The organism is Polynucleobacter sp. VK25 (assembly GCF_018687355.1).
GTDB lineage: Bacteria > Pseudomonadota > Gammaproteobacteria > Burkholderiales > Burkholderiaceae > Polynucleobacter.
The window spans coordinates 1620367-1633280 of sequence record NZ_CP061288.1; the positions used below are offsets into that span (position 1 = coordinate 1620367).

Consider the following 12914-nt stretch of genomic DNA (forward strand, 5'->3'; position numbering starts at 1 on the left):
AGCTGCTTATTTCTTGTGACTGATTCTGGCGAACGCACTATGGTTATGAATCGACTCAAAGTTCTCAGCCTCAACCACAAAAGACTGGATACGCTGATCTGCCTTGAGGTTGCCGGCTACATCACGCACTAAGTCTTCTACGAATTTAGGGTTGCTATAAGAATGCTCAGTAACCCACTTCTCATCAGGACGCTTCAATAATCCCCATAATTCGCTAGAGGCTTCACTTTCTGCCGCAGCAACCAAATCCTCCACAGTCATCTGTGTTTCTGAATCCAAGATCACTGTCATCGTGACATGTGAACGTTGGTTGTGAGCACCAAATTCTGAAATCTCTTTTGAGCAAGGGCACAAACTCATTACAGGAACTTGCGCACGCAAGCCTAATTCAACATCGGAACTACCGGCTGCATTTTGCTTAGCAGTCGCCATCCAAGTCACTTCGTAATCCATCAAACTTTCTACACCAGAAACTGGGGCAGCTTTTTTGACAAAGTGTGTGTAAGTAAATTGCACATGACCTTCTTTGGCATCAAGCAAAGGCAGCATCTCGCGCACTAGCGCTACAACGGTAGTGCTATCGACAGCCTCACCTTGCTTTTGCAGAAGCGCCATGAAACGGGACATGTGAGTACCCTTTACATGTGCAGGTAGTGCAACATCCATCTCAAAAGTGCCGACTGATGGAAAGTTGCCGGTCTTGCTGCGAATGGTGAGTGGATGACGTACGCCGCGAATACCTACCTGCTCGATTGGCAATGCGCGCTCATCCAAGGTGGATTGCACGTCAGGCATTGCGCTGGCTTTCAGAAAAGCGGGATTCATGTCATTCATTACTCTATTTTCAGGCAAAACTGGCTTATTTGCCTGAAAGCGCTGAATTTATGGTCAATATTGTCGGAAATCGTTGTTTGATTGAGTTGGCAATGCCTTCTACGTCCAAGCCACACTTGGTCATCAACAAGCTGTAGTCACCATGCTCAATGAACTCATCAGGAAGACCTAATTGCAAGAGGGGTTTATTAATACCGAGCTTCGATAGCGCCTCTAAGCAAGCACTGCCAGCGCCACCGGCAATAGCCCCATCCTCAATCGTCACAAAATAATCATGCTCAGCAGCTAGTGATTGAATTAAATCAACATCCAGCGGTTTAACAAAACGCATATTGGCAACTGTTGCATTAATGCCTTCAGCCACTTCAAGTGCGGGATATAGCAAAGTACCAAATACCAAAATCGCCACACGTTGACCGGCGGGAGCCGTTGATTTGCGACGAATCTCCGCCTTACCCATAGGTAGCGTGCGCAATTCTTTAGAGGGAATCGCGCCTATACCTGCACCGCGCGGATAGCGCACGGCACTTGGATGCGGCTGATGAAAAGCGGTTGTTAATAAATCACGGCACTCGGATTCATCTGCTGGTGTCATCACCAACATATTAGGAATGCAACGTAAGAATGGAATGTCATATGCGCCAGCATGCGTAGCGCCATCGGCGCCCACTAGCCCAGCGCGATCTAATGCGAATAAAACAGGCAAGTCCTGTAATGCTACGTCGTGAATGAGTTGGTCATACGCGCGCTGTAAGAAAGTAGAGTAAATCGCTACTACTGGCTTCATACCTTCGCAAGCCATACCAGCCGCAAAAGTGACAGCATGCTGCTCAGCAATACCGACGTCGTAGTAACGCTTAGGAAAATTCTTTTCAAACTCCACTAAGCCCGAGCCTTCACGCATCGCTGGCGTAATACCAACTAACAAAGGATCTGCGTGCGCCATATCGCACAACCATTCACCAAATACCTGAGTAAATGTTTTCTTGCTAGCAACTGCTTTTTTGACACCCTCTTCAGGATTAAATTTACTAGGGCCGTGATACAGCACGGGATCCGCCTCAGCCAACTCATAGCCCTGACCCTTTTTGGTAACGACGTGCAAGAACTGAGGGCCGCGACCTTCTAAAGCCAAGCGACGCACGTTCTGCAGCATCGGAATCAAAGCATCTAAATCATGTCCATCAATCGGACCGAAATAGTTAAAGCCAAACTCTTGGAATATCGTTGATGGCGAAACCATGCCTTTGGCATGATCTTCGAGGCGTTTTGCGAACTCACGTAACGGAGGAGCAATTGATAAAACGCTATCAATCCCTTTTTTAGTCGCTGAATAAATATTGCCGCTGAGCAATCTAGCGAGGTGGCGATTGAGTGCACCCACCGCAGGAGAGATCGACATGTCGTTGTCATTCAGAATCACTACAAGAGGTAAGTCGTCGTATACACCAGCATTGTTCATGGCTTCAAAAGCCATTCCACCGGTCATAGCGCTATCGCCAATAACCGCTACTGCAACATGTCGCTCACCTTTAGTTTGAAACGCACGTGCCATACCCATCGCCGCAGAAATACTGGTGGATGAGTGACCAGTTCCAAAAGCATCGAAATCACTCTCAGAGCGATGTGGGAAGCCTGATAAGCCCTGGTACTGGCGCAAAGTATTCATGCGCTCACGACGACCAGTCAGAATCTTGTGGGGATAGCTTTGATGTCCAACATCCCAAACGATGCGATCGTCAGGCGTATCAAATACATAATGCAAGGCAATAGACAGCTCAACTGTTCCTAAATTTGACGATAGGTGTCCGCCCGTCTTAGAGACGGAATCTAAAACAAACTCGCGTAACTCATCAGCTAGAGCAGGTAGCTCTTCACGTGTGAGTTTTTTAAGATCGTCAGGAGAGTTAATTGAATGTAAAGTCATTGAACCTAAGTAATCTATGCTGATGTATTTCTTTTGCTGTTTTCTTGCTGCTCTCTAATTACTCTCTTATTTACCGCGATTAACGACCAAGAGAGCTAAATCTTTTAATGCTTGTGCCTGAGTACCAAAACTATCCAAACTAGCGATTGCTGCCTCTTGCAACTCTTTAGCCTGACTCTTTGCATAGTCTAAACCCATCAAGGTTACATAGGTCGGCTTATTCGCTGCCGCATCTTTACCAGCTGTTTTGCCCAAAGTTTGGCTATCGGCAGTGGCATCGAGTACATCGTCCACAACCTGAAATGCCAAGCCCAGGGATTTTGAATAACTCTCCAGATGCGCCATTTGCGTTTGGTTGAGTTGTGCAGCAATACCGCCTAATTCAACCGCGCATGACAACAGAGCCCCTGTCTTCATGGCATGCATTTGCTTTAATCCTGCAAGATCTAATGTCTTGCCCACACTCTCCAAATCAATGGCCTGCCCACCGGCCATACCGCGAGAGCCAGACGCAGCGGCTAAAGCAGAAATCATGTTGAGACGGACTTGTGCGTCACAATTTGCATTAGCCAAGATTTCAAACGCACGAGTTTGTAAGGCGTCACCAACCAACAGCGCAGTAGCTTCATCAAAGGCTTTATGCACCGTTGGACGACCACGACGTAAATCATCATCATCCATGCAAGGCAAATCATCGTGCACTAATGAGTAAGCATGAATGCATTCAATTGCTACAGCAGCAGCATCCAATGCCTCACTGCAATCTTGATCATCACCCAGTTCACCGGCTGCGTAAACCAATAGTGGACGTATACGCTTGCCGCCACCTTGCGCCGCATAACGCATTGCCTCATGCAAGCGATGAGGAATGGTTTGTGCAGAATCGAGCATGCGATCCAAAGCTCGCTCAGTACGCTCAGAGTGAGAATGAATCCACTCCTGAAATTGAAAAGCAGCGCTCAATTAAGCCTCGAAAACGCGAACTTGTTGTTCAACCTGAGCCAACATACCTTGGCAGTGCTTGAGTAATGCCGCGCCACGTTGATAGGCGAGCAAGGTTTCTTCAAGAGAAAATTTTCCGGACTCCATGTCAGAAATAAGCTTCTCAAGCTCTTTTACGGCCTGTTCATAGCGTAAATCGGGGTCAATTTGGACCTCAAGACCGGGTTTTTGACTCTCTGACTTCTTGGCTGGCATAAGCTGGTTTCCTTCGTATTTCGCACACGGATAGCCCTACATATTAAAGCGAGAAACCCCTTGGATGGGTATAATCCAACCCTTCCTTTCCAATATCGATCCGTCGATGGTTGGATTGGTTATTCCGCTTAGCTTCGGCTGACGTTTTCGGGGGTGGGGAGAATGACTAATCTGGCTACCGCGCAGAAACTTGCGCCGTCCAATCTACAACTGCCGGTTTCGGCTTATTTTGACGCTGATTTATATCAGCGGGAAATTGAACTGCTTTTTAAGCAGGGCCCTGGCTATGTTGGCCACGAACTCATGGTGCCTGAAATAGGCTCCTATCAAACCTTAAGTGCTGAAAACGAAGGTCGCATCCTCGTTCGCAATGAATCTGGTGTAGAACTACTTTCGAATGTTTGCCGGCATCGTCAAGCACTCATGCTCAATGGCAAAGGCAAGGCCGACAATATTGTTTGCCCATTACATCGTTGGACCTATGACTTGGGCGGCAACTTATTAGGCGCTCCACACTTTGAAGATAAGCCTTGTTTAAACCTTGGCAAGTCACCCTTACAAAATTGGCAAGGACTCCTATTCGAAGGTCCACGCGATGTACGCAGTGATCTCGCCAAACTAGGCGTTACTGAAGACCTCAAGTTTGACGGTTATGTACTCGATCATGTTGAAGTGCATGAGTGTAATTACAACTGGAAAACATTTATCGAGGTATATCTCGAGGACTATCACGTTGTTCCATTTCATCCAGGCTTAGGTAAATTTGTTTCTTGTGAAGATCTGCACTGGGAATTTGGTGATTGGCATAGCGTACAAACGGTAGGCATTCATAAAGATCTGCAAACTCCCGGTTCACCAACCTATCGCAATTGGCATGAAGCGGTGTTACGTCAATTTGACGGCAAAGCCCCACGCCATGGGGCTATCTGGCTGACCTACTACCCTAATGTCATGGTGGAGTGGTATCCAGGCGTTCTATGCGTATCAACATTACATCCAATGGGTCCTGGCAAAACACGCAATATTGTGGAGTTTTACTACCCAGAAGAGATTGCTTTATTTGAACGTGAGTTTGTTGAAGCAGAGCGTGCTGCTTACATGGAAACCTGTATCGAAGATGATGAAATCGCCGAGCGCATGGACCAAGGACGCGCAGCACTTTTAGCACGCGGCATCAATGAAGTGGGCCCGTATCAAAGCCCCATGGAAGACGGCATGCAACATTTCCACGAATGGTATCGCCGCGTTATGAATTTTGAAGGCGCATAATCAAACAAGGTTTTATTCATACAACTAGTAATTCCCACCACCACTAATAGGAAGCATCATGAGCCCTCTAATCTCAGCAAACCAGTTAGAAGAAATTATTAATAGTGGCGAGAATGTATTACTCTGTGACTGCCGCTTTGATTTAGTTGATCCACTGATTGGCAAAAAGTCTTATGAAGAAAGTCATATTCCTGGCGCCATCTATGTTGACCTTGATAAAGATATGTCAGGTACAAAAACAGGTGGTAACGGTCGTCACCCCTTACCTAGTCCAGAGGCCTGGGCACAAACCAAGACCCGCCTGGGCATCAGCCCAAACACTTTAGTAGTCGCCTACGACAAACAAGGCTCCGTCTATGCCAGCCGCTTATGGTGGATGCTCAAAGCCACTGGTCATGCCAATGTACAGGTGTTGGATGGAGGATTAGATGCCTGGAATGGGCCTATGGGCAATATTCCTAGATCACCTACCCCCTGTACTCAAGCTGTTGGAATAATGCCTTTTGCAGGACTCGTTCTGGTTGATGAAGTTGTAGGCAACCTGCAAACCCAGAAGAACAAAATTATTGATGCGCGTACAGAAGAACGTTTTCATGGTCAAAATGAAACGCTAGATCCAGTTGGCGGACACATTCCCGGCGCAATGAATCGCTTCTTTAAAAATAATCTCAACGCAACTGCATTCAAAACTCCAGAACAATTGTTCAAAGAGTTTTCAGAATTTCTTGGTCCTATCAAGGCGTCTGAAATCATTCATCAATGTGGATCTGGTGTCACTGCTTGCCATAATCTTTTAGCAATGGAGCTTGCTGGATTTAAAGGCTCCCGCCTTTATGCGGGTAGCTGGAGCGAATGGTGTGCAGATCCTGCTAGGCCCGTAGAGCTCTAATTTTATTGAGTCTAAATTAGTGCGACAGGGATAACAGAATTACAAACCCTACGCCACAAGCAATCAATACCGTTTGACGCAAAGACTCCACCCAGTGTGGGCGACGGTGCATTTGTGGGATCAAATCACTCACTGCAATGTAAATAAAACTACTAGATGCAATCACCAGCAAGTAAGGCATCGCTGCGTGCGCACGTTCAAGAAAGAAATAGGCAAGCACGCCGCCTACTACCGCTGATAAGCCGCAAATAAAGTTGTATAACAAAGCCCGTGCACGTGAGAAGCCGGCATTGAGTAGCACAATGAAATCACCGATTTCTTGTGGAATCTCATGAGCAATGATTGCGATGGCAGTAAAGATGCCCACCTGATAATCAGCCATAAAGGCCGCAGCGATCAAAATACCATCAACAAAATTGTGAATGCCATCCCCAACCAAAATCATCCAGCCACTACGCCCAGCATTTTCCGCATCATGGCCATGGTGGTGCTGGTGACCATCACCTTCATGATGGTGATCGTGACGCAGTAAAGCGATTTTCTCTAACAAGAAGAAGCCCAATAATCCAGCCAGCAAAGTAGCAAATAAGAACTGGGGATTTGCACCCTCCATACTAAATGCCTCAGGCAATGAGTGAAGCAAGGCGGTAGCTAACAAAATTCCAACGGACAAGCTCACCATATTGTTGACCATTTTCGACAGCATGGCCAAGGAGCAGCTTGCAGCAACCAGGACGCTAGCAGTGCCTGCTAGGGCAGTGACTAAGAGAATAGTTTGTAAAACCGTCATTGCGTTTACACCACTCCCATTTTCTTAAACCAGGCAAGACATTTTTCCCAGCCATCTTTGGCAGGGCCTTCGCGATATGTGGCGCGATAGTCCGCATGGAAAGCGTGCGGAGCATCTGGATACACTTCAAACTGACAAGCCTTGGCTGCTGGATTTTTTGGGGCTGCTTGCGCCAATGCGGTACGCATCTGATCAACACTCTCCAAGGAGATGCCGGTATCTGCTGCACCATATAAACCAAGGACTGGGGCCTTTAAGTCCATAGCAATATCTACTGGATGACGTGGGCTACCTTCGGTCTTTTCTCCAATGAGACGACCATACCAAGCTACACCTGCACGCACTTGTGGCAAGGTTGCTGAGAGCCATGTAATTCGACCACCCCAACAAAAGCCAGTAACGCCAACTCGTTTAAGATCGCCGCCATTTTTACCCGCCCACACCAAAGCAGCTTGCAAATCATTTAATACTTGCGCATCCGTCGTTTTAGCAACGATGTTTTGCTGAATCTCCGCAATCGTTCCATAGGTATTTGGATCACCAGCGCGAGTAAAGAATTCTGGGGCAATCGCAAGATAACCTAGCTTGGCAAAGCGTCTTGTGACGTCGGCAATATATTCATGTACGCCAAAGATTTCGCTGGCGACAATAATGATGGGCAGGGAGCCTTTCGCCTTTTCAGGACGAGAGACATATGCAGGCATCTGAAAACTACCTACCGGAATCATCTGCTCTCCGGCTTTGAGGCCCTTGAAATCGGTTTCGATAGCCGCAGCCATGACAGGTTCAGACGCAGCCACAAATCCGACCCCAATAGCAGTTGCAGTCAGTGCAGATGTCTTTATGAAACTGCGTCGACTATTTTGAATATCGTTGCTCATGACCTTGTCTCCCAGCTTTTCTTTCTCGTTGAATACTTAATGCGCTTCTTCCCAATTATCGCCAATCCCAATACTAACCACCAAAGGCACCTTGAGATCGGCAACATGACACATTAAATCCGGTAACTTTGCCTGCAGTAGCTCAATTTCGTCCAAGGGCACGTCAAATACCAATTCATCATGGACTTGAAGCAGCATTTTGGTTTTTAACTGCTCTTTTTCTAGCCAATTCTCCACAGCAATCATCGCCAACTTAATTAAATCTGCCGCAGTACCTTGCATGGGTGCATTAATTGCTGCACGTTCGGCGCCTTGGCGGCGGGGACCATTCGACCCCTTGATTTCCGGCAACCAAAGACGTCTACCGAAAACCGTTTCCACATAGCCATTCTCTCTTGCTTCGAGACGGGTGCGCTCCATATATTGAGCGACCCCTGGATAACGATCAAAGTATTTGGCGATGTAGTTTTGCGCAGCTGAACGCTCAATACCCAAGTTACCAGCCAAACCAAATGCACTCATGCCGTAAATAAGACCAAAGTTAATCACTTTGGCATAACGACGTTGTTCAGAATTGACGTCATCCAAAGGAATGCCAAAGATCTCTGCTGCAGTAGCTTGGTGAACGTCTTTACCTTCTCTAAATGCGGTTAATAGATTTTCATCTTCTGCGATATGCGCCATGATGCGCAACTCAATTTGTGAGTAATCCGCAGACAACAACTTACATCCTTCAGCCGGAACAAATGCTTCCCGAATGCGACGACCCTCTTCTGTACGTACAGGGATATTTTGTATATTGGGATCGCTTGATGCCAGGCGACCAGTAACTGCTGTAGCCTGAGAAAAGTTAGTATGCACACGTCCCGTCTTAGGATCGGCCATGCGCGGGAGTTTCTCAATATAAGTCGACATCAACTTCGCCAAACTGCGGTAGTCCAAGATGCGTGCTGGCAGCGGATAGTCTTCCGCCAACTTCTGCAACACTTCCTCATCAGTAGATGGCGCACCCGATGGTGTCTTTTTAATCACTGGCAGCTCTAGCTGTCCAAATAAGATTTCTGCGATTTGTTTGGGTGACTGAATATTAAAAGGCTGACCCGCTAACTGATGTATCTCCCCTTCCAGCTCAAGCAGGCGCTTACCTACTTGCTGCCCTTGTTTCGCCAGTAGTGCGGAATCAATCCGAATACCATTGCGCTCCATAATACCGAGCACTCGCATAGCCGGCATCTCGACGTTTTCGTAGATATAGAGCAATCCTGGGCTTTCCTGAATCTGTGGCCACAGCTCCAGATGGAGACGCAGGGTAATGTCAGCATCCTCAGCGGCGTAATCCGTAGCAATCTTGAGATCAACTTGATCAAAGCCAATCTGGTGAACGCCTTTACCGCAGACTTCTTCATAGCGAATGGTTTTCATGCCCAGATGACGCTCAGCCAAGCTATCCATGTTGTGCGGCATGTGTGATTCGAGCACATACGATTCGAGCAAGGTATCGAATGCAACGCCTTTTAAAGTAATGCCATAGTTTGCAAAAATATGGGTGTCGTACTTTAAGTTTTGTCCTACTTTTAGATTTGTCGTGCTTTCTAACCAAGGCTTCATGCGCGCTAGCACCAAATCACGATCAAGCTGAACTTCACCATTGCGATGCGCAACTGGAATGTAACAAGCTTCACCTGGCTTTACTGATAAAGAAATGCCAACCAATTCTGCAGCAAGCGCATCCAGACTAGTGGTTTCAGTGTCGACTGCCGTTAGTGCAGAAGACTCAATCTTCTTTAGCCACTTCTCTAAACCGACCTCATCAACCACACATTCGTAATGACGCTCAATTGAATCTTGAGAATCGCGAGTTGCTTGTGACAAGTCTCTAGTTGGCGAGCTGGCAATCACGCGCGCCTTCCTTGCTCCATCTAAATTTTCTTCTGAACCATTTGCAATAGGGCTACCCGCCAGATCAAAGGAAACCGTCTCAGACCCCTGATTATCTGGGCTTGTGAGCTGTTTTTCTACATCACGTAACCAAGTCTTAAACGCATAACGATCAAACAACTCACGCAGTAAGGGCGCGTCTTCAGATTTGGCATGCAAATCATCTAAGCTAGGTAAATGCGGCGATAAATCACAATCTGTTTTTACAGTAATGAGTTGACGCGCTTGCGGTAACCAAGGAAGTGTAGCTCGTAAGTTTTCGCCGACCACGCCTTTAACCTGATCGGCATTTGCCATCAAGTTATCTAGATTGCCAAATTCTGCCAACCATTTATTTGCGGTCTTTGGTCCCGCCTTAGGAACGCCTGGAACGTTGTCAACCGTATCGCCAATGATGGACAAATAATCTACGATCAATTCTGGGGGCACACCAAACTTTTCCTTCACACCTTCGATGTCTAACTTTTCATTCGTCATCGTATTAATCAGGGTGACCGAAGGATTTACCAATTGAGCCAAATCTTTATCGCCAGTAGAGATGATGGTTTCCCAACCCGCTTGAGTTGCTTGGCAGGCTAAAGTTCCAATAACATCGTCCGCTTCCACACCCGAAACCATTAATACTGGCCAGCCCAAAGCCTTGACCATGGCATGAATAGGTTCGATCTGCTTAACCAAATCCTCTGGCATCGGCGAGCGATGCGCCTTGTACTCCGAATACATCTCGTCACGAAAAGTCTTACCTTTGGCATCAAAAACACAGGCTATATGGTCAGCCTTGAGCTCTGAGCGGGCCCGGCGCATCATATTCACCATCCCATAGATAGCCCCAGTGGGCTCTCCAGCCCCATTTCTGAGGTCTGGCATGGCGTGGAAGGCGCGATAGAGGTAACTTGAGCCGTCTACCAACAAGAGTCTATGTTTAGTCATACCGCAATCGTACAATCTAGTTGTGAATTGCCTACAGGTCTGGTTAAGGAACCGTCCGAGAGTAGGTTTAAAAAGGTGAAAAAATGCATTATTTAACGAACTTAATTAGCCACGCAATGAGTCAAAGCCTAGCCCTAATGAGCGTTTTAGTGGTTTTTGGTCTTTTTGGCCTTTCTTCAGCCCAAGCTCAGAATAACAGCCAGGCACTCAGCCCTTCGGAATTAAACCGTATCAATAATCAACCACTTGCTCCAACAGTGAGTGCAGCTGGCGGCTTGAATGCGCCAGAACAACGCAAGCCGAATTATCAGTACAAAGATAAAAATGGCACCACCATTACAGAATACAAAGACGTTAATTCACCAACTCAAGTCGACGTAAAAACACCATACACCAGCTATGAAATGGCGCCGCCTACATCAGTAATGCCAGGACCTCCAAAAGAAACAGATCTGATTAGCGTTCCTAGTATCAGCATTCCCTTCCAATAAGATCTGTTGACATAGTTTATGGCTGTATTTACTCCAATCGAGCTTGAGGATATTTCTCAATGGATTACTCAAGACTTTGACATTGGTCAGGCGAGTGAAATTCGCGGCATTCATGGCGGTATTGAGAACTCTAATTTCTTTTTAGATACCACTAAGGATGGCAAGAAACAGGAATATGTTTTAACCATCTTTGAAAGATTGTCAGCAGAACAGCTCCCGTTTTATCTAGAGCTCATGCGCCATCTAGCCAATAAAGGGGTTCCTGTTCCAAAACCGCTTGAGAACAAGCAAGGTGAGATTCTATTTACCCTCAAAGGTAAGCCGGCAGCCATTGTGACAAAGCTGCCCGGCCTCTCTAGACTCCAGCCAGAAGCAAACCATTGCGCCCTCGTAGGTGAGATGCTTGCCAAGATGCACCTAGCTGGAAAAGATTTTTCTAAGTCACAAGAAAATCTTCGCAGTCTTGTTTGGTGGCAAAAAACGATCCCTCAAGTGCTAGCGCATCTCAATACATCTCAAAAAGAACTCATTACCCATGAGCTAAAAACTCAAGAAGAATTCTTCTCGTCAGGCGCTTATGATGGCATGCCGCAGGGCGCTAGTCATTGCGATTTGTTTCGTGACAACGTCTTATTTGATCCAAAGGGATCAAATGTAGCCCAAGATCAATTAGGCGGCTTCTTTGATTTCTATTTTGCTGGCACTGATAAATGGTTGTTTGATGTCGCTGTAACCGCAAATGATTGGTGTCTTGCTGAAAATAAAGAAGATTTAGATCCTGCGCGCTTGGATGCATTTATGAAGGCCTACCAGTCGGTTCGCCCCCTCACCAAAGAAGAGCAAGCTAGCTGGCCGCTAATGTTACGTGCAGCAGCCTTGCGCTTCTGGGTCTCTAGGCTATGGGACTTTTATTTGCCACGGGATGCGCAGATGCTGACTCCTCATGACCCCACGCACTTTGAACGTATTCTTTTAAGTCGTCGCTCACTATGAAACTCAATTCCGTAGCACCAAAAGATGGCTACACCTGGATTAGGCAAGGTATCTGGCTCTTCAAACAAAATCCTTTGGGCTTCTTGATGCTGGTCTTTATGTATGTCTTTGCTGCGCAATTAGCAGTGATCATTCCAGTGATTGGTGTTTTTGCTGTGCTACTTCTCACGCCAACTCTCTCTGTTGGCTTCATGACCGCCTGTCGTCAAGCAATTCAAAAAGAGCGCATTAAACCAATGGTGTATTTAGTGGCGCTTCGGTCCAGCCCTATCGTGCGTAAAAGAATTCTGCAATTGGGATTGGTATATGCGGGCATGATTTTGCTACTGAGCTTTATCTTAAGTCTCTTGGTTGACTTTGAATTGCTGCTTCCCTTAATGACAAGCGAAAAGCCGATCACCCCCGAAGCATTGCGTCAGGTTTACATGGTACTTTTCTTTGGCGCAATGCTCTACGTGCCAGTGGCGATGCTGATGTGGTTCTCACCAGTCTTAGTGGCATGGGCTGATATGCCTGTACCCCAAGCACTCTTCTCTAGCTGCTTGGCATGTTGGGCTAACAAAGCCGCATTCTGTTTGTATCTCTCGATTTGGAGTGCCATTCTGATTGCTATTCCACTTACTGTCGGAATGATTTTTGATGCGCTCGATTTGGGCCAAGCGGCCTCCTTCATCATCGCGCCCATCTCCATGGCGGGATTGACAGTGATGCACTGTTCTTTCTACGCCACCTGGAAGGCTTGCTTCACTGAAGACGAAGTATTGCCAACCTAACT

12 protein-coding genes are annotated in these 12914 nt (G+C 46.9%); 5 read left to right on the plus strand and 7 right to left on the minus strand.

Translation table 11 applies throughout. From position 1 onward, the window contains the following. Nucleotides 1-6: 6 nt before the first annotated feature. From folE2 to xseB, 4 genes are all read right to left on the minus strand, one after another. On the minus strand, nt 7-834 hold the full coding sequence (gene folE2 / locus AOC21_RS08195; RefSeq protein WP_215391512.1) for a GTP cyclohydrolase FolE2: 828 nt from the start codon (nt 832-834) through the stop codon (nt 7-9). A gap of 25 nt (nt 835-859) precedes the next feature. Then, nucleotides 860-2761, minus strand: coding sequence for a 1-deoxy-D-xylulose-5-phosphate synthase (dxs, locus tag AOC21_RS08200; RefSeq protein WP_215391513.1), 1902 nt, complete (start codon nt 2759-2761; stop codon nt 860-862). Between the two features lie 66 nt (nt 2762-2827). After that, the gene (locus AOC21_RS08205) at nt 2828-3724 is read right to left on the minus strand and encodes a polyprenyl synthetase family protein (protein WP_251371491.1); all 897 of its coding nucleotides are present in this window, start codon (nt 3722-3724) and stop codon (nt 2828-2830) included. Beyond that, a complete protein-coding gene (gene xseB, locus AOC21_RS08210) occupies nt 3725-3958 on the minus strand; it encodes an exodeoxyribonuclease VII small subunit (protein ID WP_072582862.1) in 234 nt (77 codons plus the stop codon). A gap of 162 nt (nt 3959-4120) precedes the next feature. Here xseB and AOC21_RS08215 point away from each other — a divergent pair, with 162 nt between their 5' ends. Continuing rightward, entirely contained in the window at nt 4121-5227 is a 1107-nt protein-coding gene (locus AOC21_RS08215; protein WP_215391514.1) for an SRPBCC family protein, read from the plus strand. A 58-nt stretch (nt 5228-5285) separates the two neighbouring features. Then, nucleotides 5286-6116: a sulfurtransferase gene (locus AOC21_RS08220; protein ID WP_215391515.1), complete on the plus strand. Its 831-nt coding sequence runs from the start codon at nt 5286-5288 to the stop codon at nt 6114-6116. Between the two features lie 16 nt (nt 6117-6132). On the opposite strand, the gene AOC21_RS08225 is transcribed toward AOC21_RS08220, so the two are convergent. From AOC21_RS08225 to polA, 3 genes are read right to left on the minus strand one after another with little or no spacing between them, the layout of a single operon-like run. Next, nucleotides 6133-6906, minus strand: coding sequence for a ZIP family metal transporter (locus AOC21_RS08225; protein ID WP_215391516.1), 774 nt, complete (start codon nt 6904-6906; stop codon nt 6133-6135). A 5-nt stretch (nt 6907-6911) separates the two neighbouring features. Continuing rightward, entirely contained in the window at nt 6912-7787 is an 876-nt protein-coding gene (locus AOC21_RS08230) for a dienelactone hydrolase family protein (RefSeq protein WP_215391517.1), read from the minus strand. Nucleotides 7788-7823: 36 nt separating this feature from the next. Next, nucleotides 7824-10655: a DNA polymerase I gene (gene polA / locus AOC21_RS08235; protein ID WP_215391518.1), complete on the minus strand. Its 2832-nt coding sequence runs from the start codon at nt 10653-10655 to the stop codon at nt 7824-7826. A gap of 116 nt (nt 10656-10771) precedes the next feature. On the opposite strand from polA, the gene AOC21_RS08240 reads away from it, so the two are divergent. Genes AOC21_RS08240 through AOC21_RS08250 form a run of 3 tightly spaced genes read left to right on the plus strand, consistent with a single transcriptional unit; the run spans nt 10772 to nt 12912 of the window. After that, nucleotides 10772-11146: a hypothetical protein gene (locus AOC21_RS08240; protein ID WP_251371492.1), complete on the plus strand. Its 375-nt coding sequence runs from the start codon at nt 10772-10774 to the stop codon at nt 11144-11146. A gap of 18 nt (nt 11147-11164) precedes the next feature. Next, complete coding sequence (locus AOC21_RS08245; RefSeq protein ID WP_215391520.1) at nt 11165-12139, plus strand: homoserine kinase; 975 nt, start codon at nt 11165-11167, stop codon at nt 12137-12139. Then, a complete protein-coding gene (locus AOC21_RS08250; protein WP_215391521.1) occupies nt 12136-12912 on the plus strand; it encodes a BPSS1780 family membrane protein in 777 nt (258 codons plus the stop codon). The genes AOC21_RS08245 and AOC21_RS08250 overlap by 4 nt, the downstream gene beginning before the upstream one ends. Nucleotides 12913-12914: the final 2 nt, after the last annotated feature.

What these genes read in the sequence shown, in the direction of transcription:
- folE2 (WP_215391512.1), bottom strand. Translation starts at nt 834, where the DNA reads ATGAATGACATGAATCCCGCTTTTCTGAAAGCCAGCGCAATGCCTGAC.
- dxs (WP_215391513.1), bottom strand. Translation starts at nt 2,761, where the DNA reads ATGACTTTACATTCAATTAACTCTCCTGACGATCTTAAAAAACTCACA.
- xseB (WP_072582862.1), bottom strand. Translation starts at nt 3,958, where the DNA reads ATGCCAGCCAAGAAGTCAGAGAGTCAAAAACCCGGTCTTGAGGTCCAA.
- AOC21_RS08215 (WP_215391514.1), top strand. Translation starts at nt 4,121, where the DNA reads ATGACTAATCTGGCTACCGCGCAGAAACTTGCGCCGTCCAATCTACAA.
- AOC21_RS08220 (WP_215391515.1), top strand. Translation starts at nt 5,286, where the DNA reads ATGAGCCCTCTAATCTCAGCAAACCAGTTAGAAGAAATTATTAATAGT.
- AOC21_RS08225 (WP_215391516.1), bottom strand. Translation starts at nt 6,906, where the DNA reads ATGACGGTTTTACAAACTATTCTCTTAGTCACTGCCCTAGCAGGCACT.
- AOC21_RS08230 (WP_215391517.1), bottom strand. Translation starts at nt 7,787, where the DNA reads ATGAGCAACGATATTCAAAATAGTCGACGCAGTTTCATAAAGACATCT.
- polA (WP_215391518.1), bottom strand. Translation starts at nt 10,655, where the DNA reads ATGACTAAACATAGACTCTTGTTGGTAGACGGCTCAAGTTACCTCTAT.
- AOC21_RS08240 (WP_251371492.1), top strand. Translation starts at nt 10,772, where the DNA reads ATGAGTCAAAGCCTAGCCCTAATGAGCGTTTTAGTGGTTTTTGGTCTT.
- AOC21_RS08245 (WP_215391520.1), top strand. Translation starts at nt 11,165, where the DNA reads ATGGCTGTATTTACTCCAATCGAGCTTGAGGATATTTCTCAATGGATT.
- AOC21_RS08250 (WP_215391521.1), top strand. Translation starts at nt 12,136, where the DNA reads ATGAAACTCAATTCCGTAGCACCAAAAGATGGCTACACCTGGATTAGG.